The organism is Chromobacterium aquaticum (assembly GCF_021129195.1).
Lineage (GTDB): Bacteria > Pseudomonadota > Gammaproteobacteria > Burkholderiales > Chromobacteriaceae > Chromobacterium > Chromobacterium aquaticum.
Window position 1 is genome coordinate 1 of record NZ_JAJOHW010000073.1, and the last position, 20,474, is coordinate 20,474.

Genomic DNA, 20,474 nt, shown 5'->3' on the forward strand with positions numbered 1-20,474 from the left:
CCTCCGCCGCGTCCAGCCCGCGCAAATCCTGCGGCGGCAGCAAGGGATCGTAGGCCAGCGCGTCGAACGCGCCGCGCCCGTCCGCGCGCACCGTCATCCGCAAGGACGGGTGGCGGGCGACCAGCCGCGCGAGGCGCCGGCCCAGTTCCGGCGCGCGCGCGGCGTCTATCTCGAAATCCACGCGGATGTGCGGGGACACGCTGCCCAGCGGCACCCCGCCCTGCTGGCCTATCCAGTAAGCTTGCTGCATCTCGGACAGTTCGAACGCCTCCCCCGCCGCATAGCGGCGAGCCGCGGCCGGCGCCGCGGCGTCCAGGCGCGGGGCGTCGACGATTTCGCGCCGCAGTTGCCGGGCGGAAAGCGCGAACAGCGCCGCGAACGACAACTCCACGCCATGACGCGCGCGCGCGGCGGCGGCAAGCCGCGCGGCCGACAGCGAATCCAGCCCCAGATCGATCAGCCTGGCGTCGGGCGACGCGGCCGCGCCGGGCACGAAGCGCGCGATCTCGGCCAGAATCGCGTCGTCGGCCGCCTCGGCCGCGTCGTCGGCGACGATGCGCAGTTCGCCGCGCAGCAGCGCGTCGCGGGTGGCGCCGCGCCGGGTCTTGCCGCTGGAGGTGCGCAGGATGCTGCCTCGCCACAGCAGCGCGATGCGCGCCGGCGCCACGCCGTGCTCCCGCGCCAGCGCCGCGCGAATCACCGGCAGGATGTCACGAGCCTCCGCCTCCCCGCAGCCGCCGCGCACCTCGGCGCCGATCAGAATCCCTTCGCCGTCCTCGCCGTCGACGGCGGCGGCGAAGGCGCGCCCCTTCCGAATCGACGGATGGCAGGCCGACACGGTGTCTTCCAGATCGTGGCTGTAGACATTCCGGCCGCCGACGATGATCAAATCCTTCAAGCGGCTGGTGACGAACAGATCGCCCTCGTGCAGAAAGCCCAGATCGCCGGTTCTCAGCCATGCGCTGTCGCCGTCGACCAGCCGCGCGCCGAAGATCTCGCGCGACTCCTCCGGGCGGCGCCAATAACTGTCGGCGACCGTGCTCCCGGTCACCCATATTTCGCCGACTGCGTCCGGCGCGCACGGCGCGCGCGTGTCCGGGTCCACGATGCGGACGCGCGTATCGATCAGGCTGACGCCGCAGGCCGCCAATTCGACGCCGTCGGTCTGCGGCGACACGCGGCCACGCGCCAGCGCCTCCCGCGCGAAGCGCACGCCGCGCGTGCCCTCGCCGCAACGGCCGGCGGTCACCTTCAAGGTCGCCTCGGCCAGGCCGTAGCCCGGCACCACCACCGAAGAACGCAGCCCAAACGGCGCGAAGGCCGCCTCGAAGCGGCGCACCGTGTCGCAGCGCACCGGCTCCGCGCCGTTCAGCGCATAGCGCAAGGACGACAAGTCGGTGCCCGGCGCGAGATCGCCCGCGCGGTCCGCGCACAAGGCGTAGGCGAAATTCGGCGCGGCGGTGTGGGTGCCGCGCCGCGCGGCTATCGCGCGCAGCCAGGACATGGGCTGGGCGACAAACTTCTCCGGCGCCATCAGATAGGCGGGAAAGCCGCATTGCAAGGGGGTGAGAATGCCGTACACCAGGCCCATGTCGTGGAAGTACGGCAGCCAGCTGATCATCGCGCTGTCCGCGTCGTGCATCGCGCCGCGGTCAAGATCGTCTATCGTCGCCCACAGCCCGGTTTGCGTGACCACCACGCCCTGCGGCGTGCGCGTCGAACCCGAGGTGTACTGCAGCAGCGCCGGACTGGCGTCCTTCGCCGCCCGCAAAAAGGGCGCGGCGCGCTCGGCCTCGTCCGTGCGCATCCAGCGCAGGCCCGGCAAGGCGTCTCGCGCCTCCGCGCTCAGCGCGATGGCGGCGCCGCAGTCCTGGGCGATCGCCGCCATCGTGTCGCGGCCGTGACGCGGCGCCACCGGCACCGGGATCACGCCGGCCAGGCAGCAGCCGAAGAAGGCCGGAAGGAAATCGAGCGGTTCCTGATACACCAGCATCACGCGCTCGCCGGCCTCGGTCGCTTGCGCCAGACGCGCGGCGATGCCGGACGCGCGTTCGCACAACGCCGCATAGCTTAGCGCGAGCTCTTTCTCCGGATCGGCCGACGCGTAGGCGAGACGATCGGGACTCGCCTCCGCCCGCCACAGCAACTGCCGGGCGATGCTAGGCGCTTCGCGATGCGGAAAAGCTTGGTGAGGTCCGAACTTGTCGGCGGCGGACGTCCGCCGCGACGCGACATCGGATGAGGAATTCATTGCATGACCTCCATGTATCGACAACTGCTCCGGTATGGATTGGGCGCGCCCATTGAAATCGCTCAATTGGCATAAGCTCGATCGTCGCGGCGCTCCCACAGGAATAATCTGTCCCTTGCGCTTACCCAGCGCGCAGCGACGACGACATATCGCGCGGCTGGCGAGGACCTTGGCGGCTCGGACAGAGGTCCGCTCCGTTCAAGAAGCGGTGATGCTGTTTTGATGGCTTCCAGCTTGTCGCAGGGTGTCCCGCGACCAGCCGGATAGGGTCATTCCATCGTTTTCACGAAAGAATGCGTGACGCGTGCGCGGCGATTCGCCCAGACAGCGCTTGAATCAAGAAGAGAATAGGAACTCCAGGGTGGCTCATTCACCATGCCGACTTTCTGTTGAGATGATTCGATATCACTTCAGCAGCCGAACCCTTACCCATTCACATCACATCGAACAGATAAGGAATATCTCCATAATTTTCTCCGGTCATTAAAATCCGGGATTTATGAATATCGGTGCTAGAATTATTTTTATATGGATTCAATTGATCGCATTAATTTCCCCATGCCGTAATAGGGAAAATTAAGTGTCGCACTATACTAAAAGACCTCAAGGGGAAGCACCACCCAAACTGCCAGTTACACCCGATGCCAATTTCGGCCTATATATTTTCGATACACTGGTTTTCTTGGAGATATCAAAGACTTAATTACCGAAGGCTGGATCAATAGAAATAAGCTTGAATCAATGAATTTTATTATCGATAGGCATGAGAATTACGTGAAGAGCGCACCGCCGGCCGTTCAATTAATTGACGCAATACCATGACAAACTGCATTTAAAAATTAAATATAAGAGCACCAAATAACAGGCGACCATCTATTTACGTTGATCTTTTCATGAAGTTCGCATGAAAAACAAGTTCAACGGCATAAATATGCAGCAAGATGAAGGCACGGATCGCGCCGCCGCCTGTTGCCGGAGCACATCATGGATTGAGCGCCCACCGTTCGCCGGCTGCCGCCGATCGCGATCCCCCCATCTCGCCAGCGCCATTGTCTATACCTGAAGCAGGGTCCAAGAGCTTTATTGGCACCGCGTGATGAGACCAATGAAAATGGGGAGGCCATGCTCAGTTCATTCTTTATTGACGCTTACCAGTCCTATCTATTCTTACCCACCCGCTACAACCCATGGCTAGTGACGCTGTCCTTGCTGGTCGCCATTTTCACTTCTTGCCTGGCATTGCAGATTGCCGGCCTGGCGCGCGAAGCCAGCGAACGCTGGCTGCGCCGGGTCGCCCTCGCCACCGGTTCTTGCGCAATGGGCGGCGGCATCTGGGCAATGCATTTTGTCGGCATGCTGGCGTTCAACGCGTGCAGCACCGTCAAATACGCCTTGCTGCCCACCCTCTTGTCCATGCTTCCCGCCATCGCGGCCTCCGGCATCGCCTTGCATTTGCTGTCCCAAGCCAAAATCGCCGGCAGGCAGTTATTGATCAGCGGCGTGCTGGTTGGATCTGGCATCGGCACCATGCACTATTCCGGCATGGCAGCCATGCGCATGGCGCCGCTGCTGCGGTATGACCCCATTTGGTTCGCCATTTCGATCTTGCTCGCCATCTTGCTGAGCACCTTGTCGCTTTGGATCCGCTTTGGTCTGGACAATAAAAAAATCGGCAAGGGAAAGATGACGCTGCTCAGCGGCATCGTCATGGGGGGCGCCATTGCCGGCATGCATTATTTTGGAATGGAAGCCGCCCGTTTCATCGGCATCGCTGATCCCAGCTTTCGCAATGCCATTGACGACAATGCCAGCTTGGCCATCGCCATCGCCATCATCGTGCTGATGCTGGGCACCATCGTATTCGCCGGAAATGTGCTCTTGCGTTACCGGCCCTTGTATCAGAGGGCGTTGAGCAATGAATTGAAACTGCAGGCCACCTTGAACACTTCGGTGGACGCCATCATCACCATTGATGAAAAAGGCCGCATTCAAACCGCCAATCCGGCGGTTGAACGCCTATTCGGCTGGCGGATTGATGAATTATTGGGTAGGAATATCAGCCTGCTCATGCCGGAACCACATCACTCCAAACACGATGGTTTTCTTGCCGAGTATATGCGGACGCAGATCGCGAAGCTGATCGGCAAAGAGCGTGAAGAAATCGCTCTCAAAAAGGATGGCACGCTATTTCCCATCCGCCTGTCGGTTGGCAAGGTGGTGCTGCCTGATCAAGTCATTTATGTCGGTTATATTGGCGACATCAGCGAGCGGAACCGCATACAGCATGAGCTGAGAGACAGCGAACGGCAATTTCGCACCCTGATCGACAACATCCCCGGCGTCACCTTCCGCAGCCACTGCCTGGAGCCCTGGAAAACGATTTTCATCAGCGACAATATCGAGGACTTATGCGGATGCCCGGCCAAGGCATTTGTGGACGGCCGCATTCAAATGCTGGACCTCATCCACCCGGATGATAAGGAAAGAGTATGCCAGGCCATCCGCTCGGCGCTGGATCAGCATCAACTCTATGTGGTCGAGTACCGCCTGCTTTGTCTGGACAAGGAGGAATGCTGGGTCTTGGAAAGCGCGCGCGGCGTATACGATGAAGCGGGGACGCCGCTCTTGATCGATGGGGTGATTCTGGATATTTCCGAGCGCAAGGCGACAGAGTTCGCCCTGATTGAAGCCAAGAACCATGCGCTTTCAGCCGTCAAATCCAAAAGCGCCTTCCTGGCAAACATGAGCCATGAAATCAGAACCCCGATGACCGCGATTATCGGCTACACCGACTTGTTGCAAGGCACGCCGCTGGATGCCAAGCAAAAGGAGATGTTAAGGACAGTCAACCACTCAGCCAAAAGCCTGCTGGGCCTGCTCAACGATGTCCTCGATACCGCCAAGCTGGAACAAAATGCGCTGCAACTGGAAGAAGCCCCCTTCTCTTTGCGAGAAGTGGCCGAGCATGTGATCGACATCCTGAAATTAAGCGCGGACAAAAAAGGCATCGCCTTGCAGTTGAAATACCCGTCCATGACCCAGCACACTTTCTTTGGCGATGCGTTTCGGGTCCGGCAGATCTTGATCAATCTGGTGGGCAATGCCATCAAGTTCACGGAACGGGGCGGGGTTTGGCTGACGGTGCTATCCGAAAAAGATGACATCCTCATCATGATTCGCGACAGCGGCATCGGCATGAACGAGGACACCTTGGCCAGGCTATTCCAGCCGTTCTCCCAGGCCGACGCGTCGACCACGCGCCGCTTTGGCGGCACCGGTCTTGGCACCAGCATTGCGCTGCAATTGGTGCAAAAGATGGGCGGGCGGATTGAAGTTCAAAGCACGGTGGACAAAGGCTCCATTTTTCAGGTTTATCTTCCTCTGCGCCCGGCGCCGCCGGAAAGCCTGCCCAACCCTGTCATCGCCAATACGGAACACCGGCCCAAGCACGCTCGCCCGCTGAACATCCTGGTAGCCGATGACGATGCGATCAATCTGGACATCATCACCATGCTGCTGGAGGAATACGGCCACCGCATCTATACCGCGTGCAATGGGAAGGAGGTTATCAATGCCTGGCGGCATCATGATATCGACCTGATTCTGATGGATGTGCAGATGCCGGTCATGGATGGCATCGCCGCCTGTAAATTCATCCGTCAGGAGAGCGCGAACGATGACAAGAACGCCACGCCCATCATCGCCCTGACGGCGGGCGTGTTTCAGGAGGATCGCGAGGCCGCCATCGCCGCCGGCATGGATGGCTTCATGACCAAGCCGATAGACAGCGTGCAATTGCAGGATGAAATCGAGCGCGTGATGAAACAGGTGGCCGGATAAGCCTGCCGCCGCCAGCTATTCGGACCAGGCGAACTCCGCTTGGCACCCGCTTGAATCCGGATATCCCTGCCCTGGCCAGCGCATCCGCCAAGCGCCTTGAAACCACGGGTTCGAAGCAATCCACATTCAGCAGGAAGAATATATCCAGGCCATGGGGTTTTGGAGCATGAATGCGCAGCGAGGCGCATGCGATGACTTTCGACGCCTCACCCAGAATGAACCGGGATTGCCCATAGTCGAAAACCTCCTCCCAGCAATCAAACTCCAGGAAGACATACTCTCCCGCAGCCGGCTCTCCCGAGTGGCGGTCAATCTCCTCGGGCAGCGCCGCGAATCTTGCCTGAAAACCGGTCAGTACTTCCAACAGCTTCTTCGCCCCACAAAACCCGCATTCACCGTAAGCCAGTCCCGGCTCAAGCGCTTCACGCCGTTGATCAGGGTGATGTTGGCGCGGCTGCCCGCTATTCCATTGTCTACCCATGTGACTGCCCGCTTAGAACCTGTTTACGATCTCGCGAGCCAAGGTGAGACAAGGCATTGCGGCGGAGAAAGCGGAATGCACACCTGGTACATGAGCACTGAGCTTGGTTTCAACGCCGTATCGCTGAAGCGCAGCAAACTTTGAACAGGTTCTTAGGACCTCAAGAAACAAGCGCAGCACATCAAGAGCTGGCCCTCATCGAGATGGCGCGCTCCCGCGAGCCGCTTTTCTATAGGCGGTCAACGACATACCGGTATGGCGCTTGAAATAACGGCACAGATAGGAGGCGTCCTCAAAGCGCAGCTTGTCCGCTAGCTGGCCAATGGACAGATCGCCATAGGCCAGCAGCGATTTGATCTCCTGCACTACTTGCCGGTCGATCAAGCCCTTGGGGCTGTCATTGAAGAATTTCCTGCTCAGCTGCGACAGGTAGAACGGCGTGATGCTGAGCGCCTCCGCGTAAAAGCTCACCTCGCGGCGCTGCGTGGAATGCCGGCCCACCAGCTCCCAAAAGCGCCAGCTCAGCATTTCGCCGCGGCTGAACTCCGGCTCGGCGCAGTCTTCCGCCGATACCCGCTCCGCGACCTTGAGGAAGAAATTCTGCAGCAGATTGCGCAGCATCGTCCGGCCATGCTGCGGACAATGGCCGGCTGCGTCTTCCATTTGCGCCAGCCACCCGCTCAGCAAGGCCGCGTCCGCCAAGGCGGGAATGCAATGCGGGTGCTGATGCAGGAAGACAAACAGGCTGCTCGGCAGCGGATAAGCCACTTCCGCCGCCCGGCTCTTGGGCATCAGACAGACAAAGGCCGCGAACCGCCGCGAGCGCCGCCGCAGCAGCGCAATCGTGTCTTCCGCCAACACCAGCACATGGTGCCGGCGCACCGCCCTTTCCTTGAAATTAATGGTGAAGCGCGCACAGCCTTCCACGCAGACCAGCAGCGCGATATAGGCGTGCCCGAAACCCAGCGGCAAGCCCAGGCCGTCCGCCAGCGTGCTCCTCGCAATCCGTATCGAATCATCCTGATTCAGTAGCTGGGGTACCGCGCGCATATTAGAGAATCCCTGTAATTCCGGCGCCATCGCTCAAGGCCGTCAAGCATGATTGTTTCCAAAAGTACCGAAACCGCTCAGGAATGTCCATTCATCCCTCAGCCTGGACACGCTAATCTGCACGCATCCCCAAGCGCCGATATGAGGGCAAGACGATGAAACTGGAAACACCGCGCCTGATCCTTCGCCCCTGGCAAGACAGCGACGCCGCCGATCTCTACCAAGTGGCCAAGGACGCCAGGGTCGGCCCCATCGCCGGCTGGCCGCCGCACAGCAGCGTGGAGCACAGCGCCGAGATCATTCAAACCGTATTCAAACAGCCGGAGGTATACGCGCTGGAGCTGAGGGACGAGGGCCGCGTGGTTGGCTGTGTCGGCATCCTGGACAGCGCTGGCAGCAACTTCGAGATCGGCCCGCGGGATGGCGAGATCGCCTACTGGATAGGCGTGCCTTACTGGGGCCGGGGGCTGATCCCGGAAGCGGTGCGCGAGGTCATGCGCCACGCCTTCGAAACCCTGAACCTCAAGACGTTGTGGTGCGGCTACTTCGCCGGCAATGCCCAGTCCCACCGCGCCCAGGCCAAATGCGGTTTCCGCCACCACCATAGCGAGGAGAACAAATACAACCCATTCCTGGGCGACTACCGCACCGAACATATCAGCCGCATCACGCGGCGGCAGTGGCTGGCGCTGGGCCGATGAATCCGCGCCGCGCCTCCCGCCCAGCCATCACGGCTCTGCCCGCCGCCAGCATGGGAAGCGAGCGTTTGCGGCCATGGCCATCGCCATGATGGCGACATCGTGATCAAAGCCCGGCAGCGCCTGCAGCGCTCGCCGCAAGGCTTGCATCCCTTCCGCCGCATTGGAGATGCGGCATAGGCCCTTGGGGCCGGACAATAGCCAGAACACATCATCGACAAACGGGCCCTGGTCTGTGGTCTCGATATCGATTGCGTCCAGGTCCGCCCAATCAAACCGCGTCACCGCGCCGCGCCGCGGGGTATGGCTGATTGCGTGCTGGTCGAAGACGACGCGCTCCGCCGCGCGCCATGGCCGCCAGTTCAATAAGCGGGAAAGAAACAACATCATCACACTCCTCATCAGTCATTGGCATGGCCCGCTCTTGCCGCTGGACAAGTCCCGCAACGTGCATTCGGCCTCGACATAGCGGCGCCCATCATAACGAAGCCTGACCAAATAGCATCGGTCCACCCGGCATTGCGCTTCTTCGATGTCGAACAGCCCATGGCTGCTGCCGGGCAGAATGCTGAACGCGTCGGAACTGCCGGCGTAAATCACCCGTTCTCCCTGTGTGATCCAGTGCATGAAGGCGTGGGCGCCATAGAAAGCCGGGTAATAAGGCGCCGAGCCGGGACGCACAAACCAGTAGCCATTGTGCTGACGGGACAGGCGGATGGGCCGGGCGACGAAGAATTGCCGGTAGTCTTGCTTCAGCCCATGCTCCTTGATCAGTTCGTCCACCTGTTCCCGCATCTCTTCATGGTCGACGATGGCCTCCGCCAGCGCCGGCTCGACCCTGCTCCAGGATTCGGTTTCATCCTCGGTGGCGGAGGAAAAGCCGGCTCCGGGCGCGGCCAGCGCCAGCAGCGGCCAGGCCAATAGCAAAGCGGACAATGTTTTCATGGTTTTCACTTTTCCTGGCCCGTCTCGTGCCGCAACAGCGCCAGAAAACGCGCCAGCACCGGATTGGCGGCGCCCTGGCGCCAGACAAAGGTCAGCGGCATCGGCAAGGACAGGTCTTGCAGCCGCAACAAGCGCGCCTGGGCCGGCGGACGACCCAGATTGGCGGAATTGACGATGGCGGCGCCAATGCCGGCGCAAACCAGCGACAGGATCGCCGTTTCGGTGCTCGCCTCCTGCGCCACCTTGAGATGCACGCCCAGTTGCCGGCAGGCGCTGTTCAAGCGGTCGTAATAGCCGGGATAGGCCGCGCGCGGCAGCATCACGAAGGGCCGCTCCGCCAAGCCGCGCAAGGCGATGGGGCGGGTTTCGTCGTAGTCCCCGTCCCAGCAGCGCGGCAATGCCAGCACCACGTCGTGCTCCAGCAGCGGCAGGCCGGTCAAGGCTTCGGGCAGGGGCTCGTATTGATAGATGAAACCGCCGTCCAGCGCGCCGTCGGCCATCGCGCGCAATTGCTCCGGCGTGTTGCGCACCTCCAGCGCGATCTGGACCTCGGGCGCTTCCGCCTGGAAATGGCTGAAAGCCCTGGGCACCAGGCCATCCCAGCCGGCGTTTTCCACGCAGCCCAGCCGCAACCGGCCCAGCAGGCCGGCGGCCACGCGGCGCGCGCTGTGGGCGGCTGCGTCCAGCGCCGCCATCGTCTGGCGCGCGTCGCGCAAATAGCTGTCGCCGGCCGCGGTCAGCTTGAGCCCGCGCGACGAACGCTCGAACAGCAGCAGGCCCAGTTCCTGCTCCAGGTCCTGAATCTGCCGCGACACCGCCGGCTGGGTGATGTGCAGTTGTTCCGAGGCCAGGCGCACGCTCTGGTGCTCGGCCACGGCGATGAAGTAGCGGAGATGGCGCAATTCCATGCGGGCTCTTTCGACTGGCGATGCTTTCAATTTATCACGAATTAAGAATTCGGCATTGGAAATGCATGAATGAATTCCGCGATAGTACAGGCCTGTTCCAAGACTCGCGAGCTAGGGCGAGACAAGGCGTTGCGGCTGAGAAAGCGGAATGTACACACGGTACATGAGCATTTCGAAGACGGTTTCAACGCCGTATCGCTGAAGCGTAGCAGACTTTGAACAGGCTCTAAGAACGTGTTTACGATCTCGCGAGCTAAGGCGAGACAAGGCGAAAACCGCTGAGAAAGCGGAATGTACAAGTGGTACATGAGCATTTCGAAGCGATTTTCAACGCCGTATCGCCGACGCGCAGCAGATCGTAAACAGGTTCTAAGAGCCAAGCCGCCAACGGCATCATCACAAGCAGAGACAAAAATGAACGGCATCAATCCCACTTACCAAGTTGGCGACGCCAAGATCAGCCGCGTGACGGACACGCTGTTGCACGGCCTGGCCCCCTCCTATCTCTACGCCGACTGGGACGCGGCCTTGCTGGACGAGCAGCCGCAGTTGCGCGGCCTGCTGGACCCCGCCGGGCATCTCAGCCTCAGCGTGCACAGCTGGGTGGTGGAATGGGCGGGCCAGCTGTTCTTGATCGACACCGGCATCGGCAATGACAAGGAACGCGCGTTCAACCCCTTGTTTCACCGGCTGCAAACGCCCTTTCTGCAACGCCTGGCCGCCGCGGGCGTCCAGCCCGAGCAGGTGGACCATGTGCTGCTCACCCATCTGCACGCCGACCATGTCGGCTGGAACACGCGGCTGGTGGATGGCGAATGGCGCCCCACCTTCCCCAATGCCGCCTATGCGCTGCCGCAGGGCGAGCTAGACTTCTTCGCCACGCCGGCGTCGGACAGCCGACGCATGGTGTTCGACGACAGCGTGGCGCCGGTGATCGCCGCCGGCCAGGCGCTTGCCATCAGCCGCGATGGCGGCGAGTATAGGGATGGCCTGCGCTTCCATCCCACGCCCGGCCATTGCGCCGGCCATATGGCGATCTCGCTGACGTCGCGCGGCGAAACCGCGCTGTTCACCGGCGATGTGATGCATAGCCCGATGCAGGTGTACCGCCCGGCATGGAATTCAGTGTTTTGCCGCGAGCAGGACGCGGCGCGGCAATCGCGGCGCTGGCTGCTGGATTTCGCTGCGGAACGCCGCGCCACCGTGTTCACCGCGCACTTTCCCGCCACTTCCGCCGGCCGGCTGGCGCGCCGGGATGGGGGTTTCCAGTGGCAATTCGTGTAAGAACCTGTTCAAAGTCTGCTGCGCTTCAGCGATACGGCGTTAAAAGCGAGCTCAAAATGCTCATGTACCACTTGTACATTCCGCTTTTTCACTCGTTTTCGCCTTGTCTCGCCCTTGCTCGCGAGACTTTGAACAGGCTCTAAGAGTCTGTTCAAGCCGCGGTTCTGCCCATACGGCAGATAAGCGATCGCCGCGGCACTCGCCGCGTCCATCCTCGCCCCCCAGCGGATATTGAGCCGCGTCCACACCCTCCAGAGGAGCCTAGCCATGACCCCCACACCCCTCTCCCCATCCGCGCTGGCCGCGCTGGCCAAGGACGCCGGCTTCGCCTTTGACGCCGAGCGCCTGGAGGCGGTAGCCGCCACCCTGGCCTTCATCCGCGCGGAAATCGCCCGGCTGGACCGGCTGGACCTGGCCGACACCGGCGCCCATCCCTTTAATCCCGACTGGAGCTGAACCGTGCAGCCTTATCAATTAAGCATTGTGGACGCCGCCCGCCAGATCGCGGACGGCCAATTGTCGCCGGTGGAACTGACCCGCTCGGTGCTGGAACGCGCACAACAGCAGGAAGCGCGGCTGTCCGCCTATGTCACCCTGGCCGCGGATCAGGCCATGGCCGCCGCGCGGCAGGCCGAGCAGGAGATACGCGGCGGCGGCTACCGCGGCGTCTTGCATGGCATTCCCTATACGCTGAAAGACCTGATAGACGCGGCCGGCCTGCCCACCACCGCCAGTTCGCGCGTGCGCCAGCACCATCGCGCCGAAACGGACAGCGCGGTGGCGGCCCAGCTCAGGCGGGCCGGCATGATACTGACCGGCAAGACGCACACGCATGAGTTCGCGTTTGGCCTGACCACGCCGCAGACCAACAATCCCTGGGCGCCGGAACGCTCTCCCGGCGGCTCCAGCGGCGGTTCCGCCGCCGCGGTGGCCTACGGCGGCGCGCTGGCGGCGCTGGGCACCGATACCGGCGGTTCCATCCGGGTGCCGGCGGCGTTGTGCGGGCTGGTGGGCCTCAAGCCCACTTACGGCCTGGTGTCCCGCCAGGGCGTGGTGCCGCTGTCCGATTCGCTGGACCATGTCGGGCCTATCACCCGCACCGTGGCGGACGCCGCTGCCATGCTGGACGCCATCGCCTCCGCGCGGCCGGCGCCGGCCGGCGGCTACCGCCAAGGGCTGGACCAGGGCTTGGAAGGCCTGCGCATCGGCGTGCCCGGCAATTATTTCTGCGATCATATCGCGCCGGACATCCAGACCGGCTTCCAGGACCAATTGGCGGAACTGGCCGCCGCCGGCGCGGAGCTGGTGGCGGTCGAGATTCCGCTGGCCGATCTCATCCTGCCCATCCAATGGGGGCTGGTGGCGCCGGAAGCCGCCGCCCACCATCGGGACAGCTTGCGCAGCGTGCCGCAGCTGTATGGCGACGAGGTGAGGACCTTGCTGGAAGCCTGCGTGCTGGTGCCGGAGAGCGATCACACCAAGGCCCAGCGCGCCCGCGCCGCATTGCAGGCGGCCTGGCGACGGATGTTCGCCGACATCGACCTGCTGCTGGCGCCCACGGTGCCGCACACCGCGCCGCTTCACGGCCAGCACGGCTTCACCTGGCCGGACGGCACGGAGGAAAGCGTGGTGTCCGCCTATATCCGGCTGAGCACGCCGGCCAATGTGCTGGGTCTGCCGGCGCTGACCGTGCCGGTCGGGCTGGACCGGGCCGGGCTGCCGTTCGGGGTGCAGTTCATCGGCCGGCCTTACCACGACGCCACGGTGCTGCGCGCCGGCCAGGTGCTGGAGTCGCGCTGCCAGGTCCGCTTTGATCAGGTGCGTCGGTAAGGCGTCGCCTGGACTGCGTTTAGCGCCTGTTTACGATCTGCTGCGCGCCGGTGGAGAGATTGTGCGATGAGTGCCGTCTTCGGAATGCTCATCTAGCACCCGTACATTCCGCTTCCTCAGCCGCAACGCCTTGGCTCTCGAGATCGTGAACCGGCTCTTGGCGGCTAGCTCCGCTCCTTGTTGCGGCCCAGAAAGTCCCGCATCGCCTGCCGCGCCTCCGGGTAGTGGAAGGTCGCGCCGAAGGCCGGCACCGTCAAGGCGATATTGTCGGCCAGCGACGCACTCTCATCCCAGGCATTGCACAAGGTCTTCTGGATGCGCAGCGCATGCGCGGGACATTGCAGCAGGCCGGCAATGGCGTTTTCCACCGCCGCGTCCAGCTCTTCCGCTTCCACCACCTCGTCCAGCAGCCCCCAGGACAGCGCCTTGGCGGCATCTATGGTCTGTCCGCTCAACAACCAGGCCCGCGCGCGGCCGGCGCCTATCTGGCGCGGCAGCAGCGCCGCATGGATCACCGACGGCAAGCCCAGCCTGACTTCCGGCATGGCGAAGCGCGCATCCGCCGCGATGCGGATGTCGCAGGCGGCGATGAATTCGACGCCGGCGCCCAGGCACCAGCCTTGCACTTGGGCGATCACCGGCACCGGCAGCTCGCGCACGCTATCGCACAAGGCCGCCAGTTCGCGGATGAAGGCCTGGGCGCTTTCCGGCTCCAGCTCCAGCATGTCCTTGATATTGGCGCCGCCGATGAACACATGCTGCCGCCCCTGGATCACCAGGCAGCGCAACCCGGCGATATCGCGCAGCGCATGGATGGCTCGGCTCAACGACCTGATTTCAGCCCAGCCCAGGATGTTGGCCTTGCCCGAGCGCAACTCCAGCCTGGCAACGCCGCGTTGGTCGCAGCTCAACGCATAGCAATCATCTTGATAAGCATTCATCGCCGTCGCCTCCGCCATCGATTAATTAAAATATTCAATTCATCCCGCGAAAACACCCACTGCCCGCCGCTTCAACCGGGATTGCCGACCCGGTCCAGCATACTGCGCGCCCTCTCGCACCGCCATCGCGCACGGATAAGAGCCTGTTTACGATCTGCTGCGCGTGGTGAAACCTGACACGGTGAGTACCGCTTCGAAGTGCGCATGTACCACGTGTACATTCCGCGTTCTCAGCCGCAACACCTTGTCTCGCCCTTGCTCGCAGCGTAAACACGCTCCAAGCGCTCACAAGCCGCCCAATGAGCCGCCGCGCAGGCTTTTCACCATGGATTTGGAGGTTTGCAGGAAAGCCGCCACCGCCGGGCTCACATGTTTCTGACTGGGCACCGCCAGCCCCACCGAGCGCCCCACCACCGGCGACAGCGGCTTTTTCACCATGCCGGGACACAGCGCCATCAGTGGCGCCGGCACCGCGAGATCGGCGACGATGGACACGCCGGCGCCGCTTTCCACCATTTTGACGATGGTGATGATCTGGGCGTAGCGGTGCTTGACCATAGGGCGCAGGCCTGCGCTTTCAAACAACTTCTCGATCAAGGAGGTATTGCCCGCCAGCGTCATGATGAAAGGCATCGCGCACAGATCGGCCAGACGCACCGAGGGCTGGCTGGCCAGCGGATGTGCCGCCGGGATCAGCGCCACGAACTGGTCCGCCACCAGCGGCATGGTGTCGAAGCGCTCGTCGGGCAGTATCACGAAGCCCACGTCCACCCGGCGCTCGGCCAGCCATTGCGCCACTTCGTCGTCCTCGCCCTCTTCCACGAAGACATCGATTTCGGGATAGCTGGCCTTGAACTGCTCGAGTATGCGCGGCAACAACAACAGCGACGAGGTCGTACCGAAGGAGCCGATGCGCAGCACGCCGCGGTTCAGGCCGCGCGCCGCCGACACTTCCTGGCGGATCGCCTCGGCCACGCCCAGCAGCTCGCGCACCCGCAGCAGCAGGCCGCGGCCGGCCTCGGTGGCCTCGATGCCGGCCTGGCCGCGCGTCAGCAAGGTCAGGCCCCATTCCTTCTCCAGTTGCCGGATCGCATGCGACACCGCGGACTGACTGATGCCCAGCTTGTCCGCCGCCGCGGTGAAACCGCCCAGTTCCGCCACCAGCGCAAAAATCTCCAACTGCGTGAACGTCATTCCCCGCCCTCATGAGCAAATGCTCATTTTTTCATGAATACAAACAATCAATAGTATATACACACCCACATAGCATTGGAGACCGGGTCTTGGACCCGGCATGCACACCCATGACACAATCAAGCACCGCGGCCGCCGTCATCGCGCCCCCCTCGCCGCCGCCGGCAAGCGAACAAGCGACCTTGCGCCCCACTCTGGCCGGCAAGCTGGTCCTGACCGCCATGTTCTGGGGCGGCACCTTCATCGCCGGCAGAGTGCTGGCGCAAGCCATGCCGCTGATGAGCGCCGCCTTCTGCCGCTTCCTGGTGGCCGCCGTGCTGCTGGTGCTGGTGGCGAAAAAGTTCGAAGGCGGGCTGCCGCGCTTGAACCGCTCGCAACTCGCCACCACCGCCTTTCTCGGCTTCACCGGCATCTTTCTCTACAACCTCTGTTTCTTCGGCGCGCTGGCGCGCATTCCGGCCGGACGCACCGCCTTGTTCGTCAGCCTCAATCCCATCATGACCGCGCTGGCCGCCAGCCTGGTCTTCCATGAGCGGCTGGGACTGCGGCGCTGGGCCGGCATCGCCGTGGCCATGCTGGGCGCCATGGTGGTGATCACCCGCGGCGACTTCGCCGGCACCCTCCACGATTTCCACCAATCCTTCGGCGCCGGTGAAATGCTGATGAGCCTGGCGGTGCTGAGCTGGGCGGCCTACACCCTGGGTTCGCGCAAGGCGATGGAAACACTGAGCCCGATCGCGGCCACCACCTACGCCACCTTGTGGGGGCTGGCCTTCCTGTCCCTGGGCGCGGCCGGCGAGATCGTCTCGGTGCCGTGGGCGTCCTTCGGCTGGAAGATCTGGCTGTCCATCCTCTATCTCGGCGCCATCGGCACCGTGGTGGGCTTCATCTGGTACTACCAGGGCATCCGGGCGGTGGGGCCGTCGCGCACCGCCATCTTCACCAATCTGGTGCCGGCTTTCGGCGTGCTGCTGGGCGCGCTGTTGCTGGGCGAAAGCATTCTGGCGTCCATGCTGATAGGCGGCGCGCTGTCGGCCATAGGCGTATCGCTGACCAATCGGAAATGAGTGACGGCGCGGCCTTGCGCCGCGCCATCGGAAAAGCCCTTAGTACCAATACCTAAAATGCCCGATTTGGTTTGCAAAACGAATAAATCGTTTTGACAGTCCATATGGCGCCACCTAGGCTTCAATTCCCACACCACCTTAGGAAGAAGCCCCATGGCCAGCCCACTCACCCTGCTCATGCCGGTCATTCCCGGCACCAGCCTGGAAGCCATCGCCGCCACCCTAGCGGAATACGAACCCACCCTGCACCAAGCTCTGACGTCGATCGGCACCGTGCACTATGCGCGCACCTTGCTCTTGGACCACTCCACCGCCAATCTGCAGCCCACCGGCCAAGCCAGCGACAACTACGTGATCGCGGTGATCACCGAATACGACGGCAGCTTCAACGCCTATATCAATGACTTCGTCGCCCAGGTGGGCACCGTCTTCGACGCCTTGCTGCAATTCGTGGTGGGCGGCAAGGCGCTGATCCCGGTGGCCAATAATGTGGTGGCGTTCCAGGCCTTCATCGCCCAGAACGACGCGTCCCAGCATATTCCCAACAATGGCGGCGGCGGCAAGGACGACAACGGCTTGTACCAGGCCTACCCGTACACGGTGCAGACCATACTCGCCGCGCTGGACTGAAGCGCGCCCCAGGCGCAGGCGGTCAGCCGCTTGCGCCTGGCCCCCCCTTGCTGAAAGGCATGCGATGAACAGCCCCGCCCTCCCGTACGACGACATCCAAGGCACGATTCTGCGCGGCTACCGCGTGGACCTGGCCCGGCATTTCATTCTGAGCGTTAGCGACAAGGCCGCCGCCGGCGAGCTGATCCTGAAACTGGTGGAGGGCCGGGACGGCCTGCCGCGCATCACCAGCGCCGAGCGCTGGCTGCGGAAACCGAACAGCTTCCTGAACATAGGCTTCACCTGTCCCGGACTGAAACAGCTGGGCGTCGGCGACGAGCAACTGGCCAGTTTCGACCCGGCCTTCCAGCGCGGCGCCACCAATGAGACCACCGCCGGCATCGTTGGCGACATCGACGCCAGCGCGCCTGGCAAATGGATAGGCGGCCTGGCCAATGGCAAGCAAGTACACATCGTGCTCAGCCTGTGGGTGGCCAAGGACCCGGCGCTGCTGGAAAGCCTCAGCGCGCGGCTGCGCCAGGCCTTCTCCGGCGCCGTCAGCGAACTGTCCGCCCATGACGCCCAGGCGCTGCCTGACAATCAAGTGCACTTCGGTTATCGCGACAGCATCGCTCAGCCCACCATCGCCGGCGCGCCGCCGCGCAAATGCCCGGCGCCGGATGATCAGGCCGTCATCGCCACCGGGGAATTCCTGCTCGGCTACAGCAACGAGGGCAAGGGCGTGTACTCGGTGCAACCGCCCGAACTCAGCCGCAACGGCAGTTATGCCGCGTTCCGCATCCTGGAACAGGACGTGGCCGGCTTTGACGCGTTCCTGAACGAATACGCGGCCAAGGCCAGCATCGATCCCGAACTGCTGGCGGCCAAGGTATGCGGACGCTGGCGCAACGGCAACCCGCTGACGCTGCGGCCGGACGAGGCAGGCGCCACGCTGCCGACAAGTCAATTGAACGACTTCAACTACGTCAATGCCCAGCCGCCCCAAGACGACACCCTGGGCCTGAAATGTCCGATAGGCTCCCACATCCGCCGCAACAATCCGCGCAATGGCGCGGTGGTGGGCACCGACAGCGCCCACCACCGCATCGTGCGCCGGGCCATGCCTTACGGCCCGGCCTACGACCCCGAGCATCCCTCGGCCGCGGCGCGCGGCCTGATCGGCTACTTCATCAACGCCAGCCTGAGCAATCAGTTCGAATTTCTCAGCAGCCAGTGGAACCTGCTCAGCGACTTCGTCAAATCCGCGACGGCGCCGGGCAACCCGGACGCCGGCAACGCGGTGTTCAACATCAGCGGAGAAGACGTTTTCCTCGGTGTCAACGACGCCGCGGACAGCAGCTTCACCCTGGCCGCGCCCGGCCGAGGGGGCAAGAACAACACCGTGTTGCAGGGTTTCTCGCGGATGATCACCACCCGCGGCGGCGCTTATTGCTTCCTTCCCGGCATCGGCGGGCTGCGCTACCTGGCGCGGCTGGCCAGCGGCTGAGACGCGTCAGCCGGTCGCCGGCGGCCGCCCGTACTGCTCGCGGATGAAGTCCGTCATGTGCGCGGCCAGGATCTGGTGCACCTCCTGGCTGGGGTGCACCTCGTCGTGGAACAGATGACGGTGCGAGCTGTCCAGCGGCCGCGCGTCGCCGGCGAAGCCGAGCACGCGCGGCAGGTCGATATAGCCCTCGTGCTTATTGTGCAGGGTGTCGTACTCCACCTGCTCCGCCAGCTCCATCAGATAATCCAGCTTGGCGCCGATATCGAAGAAGCGGATGGTCACTCCGGCATCCTGGTAACGGGCTTGCAAGCTTTCCACCATCTGGCTCAGTTGCTGGTTATGCCGCTGCGACAAGTCGTGCAGCTTCTCGGCTTCCGCCTGCGGCTGCTTACGCGCATTCACGGTTTTGGACAGATCCGGCGCGCCGGCCACCAGGATATCCTTCACTCCCTTGGCCACCAGCTTGTCCACTTGCTGCTCATATGTCCGGATCACCTTGTCCACATCGGTCTTGCCGAAGGTCATATAGTCGTTGGAACCCAGCGCCAACACCGCCATATCGCCAGGCTTGAAGTCATGCTTGTTGATCTGGCGCTCCATATGGGAAATGAACATGAAGGTGGGATTCCACTTGGAGTACTTGCCGGCCACCGCGCCACCCTCGGCGTAATTCACCAGCGGTTTGCCCAGGTAGGCCTTGGAGGCCAGGAAATCCGGCCAGGCGAAGCCATTGGTGAAGCGTCCTTCATAATACTGGCCTGAAGACGGCATCACCCCCAGGCTCTTGCTGAGCATGCGGCCCTCGGAATCCGACAGGCTGTCGCCTATCACCACCAGCCGCTGGATATGATCCAGGCGCTTGCCTTCTCCGGCGGCGTCCACCGGCGCCTTGCCCTGCACCAGCTGATTCTTCAACGCCAGCGCGAACAAGGCCTTCTTGTCGAAACCTTCCGAGTCCACCGAGTCCACTCGCGACAAGGTGGCGGCATCATGCCGCCATTGCCGTAGTTGCTTGATCAAGTTGGAAGCCTCGGCAAGCCTAAGCGCTTCGCGCTGGGCGCAGTTTCTCGGCACCAGCAATTTACCGGGAGCGATTCTCATGGCGTGTGATTTCCTGTACGTGATTCAGTGACGCACAGAGTGCCAAACATCAATGGCATGGTCTTGCGCAAAACGATCATGCCAATGACGTGATTGCCTACCGTGAAAAACGCCGCTCAATGGCCCTTGCCATGCTGAAACGCCAGCTGCTCGCGGACATAACGCCGCTGCTCCAACAGAAATCCCTGTATCCCCTGGCGCATCGCCACCGCCATCTCCGGACGCTGCCGCGGCTTGCAGATATAGGTCCACAGGAAATCCTCCTGCGTATCCGGCTGGATGTCCTCCATCTGAGCCTGTTCGAACGCCTGCTCGCTCGAAGAGCCGTCCACGTCGAAGCGCACCGTCAGCGGCATCGCCAGCAGGCGCTGCTTGCAATGCACCTCGTACAGCGACTGCCGATAAGCGTAAGCCTCCGCCGGCTTGCCACGCTCGAAGCGAGGCGCGCACAAGGCCCAGAACTTGACCGTGCCGTCAGGAGTTTCGGCGATGCTGTCGCTGTCGATGAACAAAGCGCCCTGATCGGGATTGAAATAAGTGAAATCCCAGCTCGAGGCATGGGCAGAGGAAACGAACAAGGCCAAAACCAAGGCAATAACTCTCAACATTATGATTCCCAATATCTTTCCAGCCGCTGCGGCTAAAGTCGCAGCGGTCTGGCATCATACCAGTTCCGGTTTTTTCTTGGGAAATGCCGGCCGCGGCAGCCGCAAACTCGAGCCTGCCGCTGGCGGCTTGCGGAGAGGTGTCTTAGAACCTGTTTACGAT

At 62.7% G+C, this 20,474-nt stretch carries 18 protein-coding genes; 9 read left to right on the forward strand and 9 right to left on the reverse strand.

Annotated features, from left to right (window positions below; translation table 11 throughout):
• Nucleotides 1-2,251 (reverse strand): fatty acyl-AMP ligase (locus LQT98_RS11765; protein WP_231462490.1); only part of this gene is annotated, 2,251 nt, incomplete at its 3' end.
• Between the two features lie 1,083 nt (nt 2,252-3,334).
• On the opposite strand from LQT98_RS11765, the gene LQT98_RS11770 reads away from it, so the two are divergent.
• Entirely contained in the window at nt 3,335-6,091 is a 2,757-nt protein-coding gene (locus tag LQT98_RS11770) for an MHYT domain-containing protein (RefSeq protein WP_231462491.1), read from the forward strand.
• A gap of 166 nt (nt 6,092-6,257) precedes the next feature.
• Nucleotides 6,258-6,716 (forward strand): hypothetical protein, encoded by a 459-nt coding sequence (locus tag LQT98_RS11775; RefSeq protein WP_231462492.1) that lies wholly within the window; start codon nt 6,258-6,260, stop codon nt 6,714-6,716.
• A gap of 51 nt (nt 6,717-6,767) precedes the next feature.
• Here LQT98_RS11775 and LQT98_RS11780 read toward each other — a convergent pair whose 3' ends face one another.
• Complete coding sequence (locus LQT98_RS11780; protein ID WP_231462493.1) at nt 6,768-7,622, reverse strand: helix-turn-helix domain-containing protein; 855 nt, start codon at nt 7,620-7,622, stop codon at nt 6,768-6,770.
• A 155-nt stretch (nt 7,623-7,777) separates the two neighbouring features.
• Between LQT98_RS11780 and LQT98_RS11785 the strand changes: the two genes are divergently transcribed.
• Nucleotides 7,778-8,323, forward strand: coding sequence for a GNAT family N-acetyltransferase (locus LQT98_RS11785; protein ID WP_048410319.1), 546 nt, complete (start codon nt 7,778-7,780; stop codon nt 8,321-8,323).
• A gap of 27 nt (nt 8,324-8,350) precedes the next feature.
• Here LQT98_RS11785 and LQT98_RS11790 read toward each other — a convergent pair whose 3' ends face one another.
• The 3 genes from LQT98_RS11790 to LQT98_RS11800 are packed head-to-tail and all read right to left on the reverse strand — an operon-like array spanning nt 8,351 to nt 10,173.
• The gene (locus tag LQT98_RS11790) at nt 8,351-8,707 is read right to left on the reverse strand and encodes a hypothetical protein (RefSeq protein WP_231462494.1); all 357 of its coding nucleotides are present in this window, start codon (nt 8,705-8,707) and stop codon (nt 8,351-8,353) included.
• A gap of 18 nt (nt 8,708-8,725) precedes the next feature.
• The gene (locus LQT98_RS11795; protein WP_231462496.1) at nt 8,726-9,265 is read right to left on the reverse strand and encodes a hypothetical protein; all 540 of its coding nucleotides are present in this window, start codon (nt 9,263-9,265) and stop codon (nt 8,726-8,728) included.
• Between the two features lie 5 nt (nt 9,266-9,270).
• Nucleotides 9,271-10,173, reverse strand: coding sequence for a LysR family transcriptional regulator (locus tag LQT98_RS11800; RefSeq protein WP_231462497.1), 903 nt, complete (start codon nt 10,171-10,173; stop codon nt 9,271-9,273).
• A gap of 414 nt (nt 10,174-10,587) precedes the next feature.
• Between LQT98_RS11800 and LQT98_RS11805 the strand changes: the two genes are divergently transcribed.
• From LQT98_RS11805 to LQT98_RS11815, 3 genes are all read left to right on the forward strand, one after another.
• On the forward strand, nt 10,588-11,457 hold the full coding sequence (locus LQT98_RS11805; protein ID WP_231462498.1) for an MBL fold metallo-hydrolase: 870 nt from the start codon (nt 10,588-10,590) through the stop codon (nt 11,455-11,457).
• Between the two features lie 267 nt (nt 11,458-11,724).
• On the forward strand, nt 11,725-11,913 hold the full coding sequence (locus LQT98_RS11810; RefSeq protein ID WP_231462499.1) for a hypothetical protein: 189 nt from the start codon (nt 11,725-11,727) through the stop codon (nt 11,911-11,913).
• Nucleotides 11,914-11,916: 3 nt separating this feature from the next.
• Nucleotides 11,917-13,287, forward strand: a complete 1,371-nt coding sequence (locus tag LQT98_RS11815; RefSeq protein WP_231462500.1) for an amidase — start codon at nt 11,917-11,919, stop codon at nt 13,285-13,287.
• A gap of 164 nt (nt 13,288-13,451) precedes the next feature.
• Here LQT98_RS11815 and LQT98_RS11820 read toward each other — a convergent pair whose 3' ends face one another.
• Both LQT98_RS11820 and LQT98_RS11825 read right to left on the reverse strand, forming a co-directional pair.
• Nucleotides 13,452-14,228, reverse strand: coding sequence for an enoyl-CoA hydratase (locus tag LQT98_RS11820; RefSeq protein ID WP_231462501.1), 777 nt, complete (start codon nt 14,226-14,228; stop codon nt 13,452-13,454).
• 285 nt (nt 14,229-14,513) lie between these two features.
• Nucleotides 14,514-15,422, reverse strand: coding sequence for a LysR family transcriptional regulator (locus LQT98_RS11825; protein ID WP_048410312.1), 909 nt, complete (start codon nt 15,420-15,422; stop codon nt 14,514-14,516).
• 110 nt (nt 15,423-15,532) lie between these two features.
• Here LQT98_RS11825 and LQT98_RS11830 point away from each other — a divergent pair, with 110 nt between their 5' ends.
• The 3 genes from LQT98_RS11830 to LQT98_RS11840 all read left to right on the forward strand — a co-directional run bounded on the left by LQT98_RS11830 (nt 15,533) and on the right by LQT98_RS11840 (nt 18,605).
• A complete protein-coding gene (locus tag LQT98_RS11830; protein ID WP_231462502.1) occupies nt 15,533-16,489 on the forward strand; it encodes a DMT family transporter in 957 nt (318 codons plus the stop codon).
• A gap of 153 nt (nt 16,490-16,642) precedes the next feature.
• Nucleotides 16,643-17,119 carry a hypothetical protein gene (locus tag LQT98_RS11835; protein ID WP_231462504.1) on the forward strand — a complete coding sequence of 159 codons (477 nt, stop codon included), beginning with the start codon at nt 16,643-16,645 and terminating at the stop codon, nt 17,117-17,119.
• Between the two features lie 64 nt (nt 17,120-17,183).
• Nucleotides 17,184-18,605, forward strand: coding sequence for a Dyp-type peroxidase (locus LQT98_RS11840; RefSeq protein ID WP_231462506.1), 1,422 nt, complete (start codon nt 17,184-17,186; stop codon nt 18,603-18,605).
• Between the two features lie 6 nt (nt 18,606-18,611).
• On the opposite strand, the gene LQT98_RS11845 is transcribed toward LQT98_RS11840, so the two are convergent.
• Both LQT98_RS11845 and LQT98_RS11850 read right to left on the reverse strand, forming a co-directional pair.
• Nucleotides 18,612-19,706: an SGNH/GDSL hydrolase family protein gene (locus tag LQT98_RS11845; RefSeq protein WP_231462507.1), complete on the reverse strand. Its 1,095-nt coding sequence runs from the start codon at nt 19,704-19,706 to the stop codon at nt 18,612-18,614.
• Nucleotides 19,707-19,822: 116 nt separating this feature from the next.
• Entirely contained in the window at nt 19,823-20,314 is a 492-nt protein-coding gene (locus LQT98_RS11850; RefSeq protein WP_231462508.1) for a surface-adhesin E family protein, read from the reverse strand.
• Between the last annotated feature and the right edge of the window lie 160 nt (nt 20,315-20,474).

Excerpts from the sequence above, each read along its gene's own strand:
- LQT98_RS11775 (WP_231462492.1), top strand. The coding sequence starts at position 6,258 with ATGAATGCGCAGCGAGGCGCATGCGATGACTTTCGACGCCTCACCCAG.
- LQT98_RS11780 (WP_231462493.1), bottom strand. The coding sequence starts at position 7,622 with ATGCGCGCGGTACCCCAGCTACTGAATCAGGATGATTCGATACGGATT.
- LQT98_RS11785 (WP_048410319.1), top strand. The coding sequence starts at position 7,778 with ATGAAACTGGAAACACCGCGCCTGATCCTTCGCCCCTGGCAAGACAGC.
- LQT98_RS11790 (WP_231462494.1), bottom strand. The coding sequence starts at position 8,707 with ATGTTGTTTCTTTCCCGCTTATTGAACTGGCGGCCATGGCGCGCGGCG.
- LQT98_RS11795 (WP_231462496.1), bottom strand. The coding sequence starts at position 9,265 with ATGAAAACATTGTCCGCTTTGCTATTGGCCTGGCCGCTGCTGGCGCTG.
- LQT98_RS11800 (WP_231462497.1), bottom strand. The coding sequence starts at position 10,173 with ATGGAATTGCGCCATCTCCGCTACTTCATCGCCGTGGCCGAGCACCAG.
- LQT98_RS11805 (WP_231462498.1), top strand. The coding sequence starts at position 10,588 with ATGAACGGCATCAATCCCACTTACCAAGTTGGCGACGCCAAGATCAGC.
- LQT98_RS11810 (WP_231462499.1), top strand. The coding sequence starts at position 11,725 with ATGACCCCCACACCCCTCTCCCCATCCGCGCTGGCCGCGCTGGCCAAG.
- LQT98_RS11820 (WP_231462501.1), bottom strand. The coding sequence starts at position 14,228 with ATGAATGCTTATCAAGATGATTGCTATGCGTTGAGCTGCGACCAACGC.
- LQT98_RS11825 (WP_048410312.1), bottom strand. The coding sequence starts at position 15,422 with ATGACGTTCACGCAGTTGGAGATTTTTGCGCTGGTGGCGGAACTGGGC.
- LQT98_RS11830 (WP_231462502.1), top strand. The coding sequence starts at position 15,533 with ATGACACAATCAAGCACCGCGGCCGCCGTCATCGCGCCCCCCTCGCCG.
- LQT98_RS11835 (WP_231462504.1), top strand. The coding sequence starts at position 16,643 with ATGGCCAGCCCACTCACCCTGCTCATGCCGGTCATTCCCGGCACCAGC.
- LQT98_RS11840 (WP_231462506.1), top strand. The coding sequence starts at position 17,184 with ATGAACAGCCCCGCCCTCCCGTACGACGACATCCAAGGCACGATTCTG.
- LQT98_RS11845 (WP_231462507.1), bottom strand. The coding sequence starts at position 19,706 with ATGAGAATCGCTCCCGGTAAATTGCTGGTGCCGAGAAACTGCGCCCAG.
- LQT98_RS11850 (WP_231462508.1), bottom strand. The coding sequence starts at position 20,314 with ATGTTGAGAGTTATTGCCTTGGTTTTGGCCTTGTTCGTTTCCTCTGCC.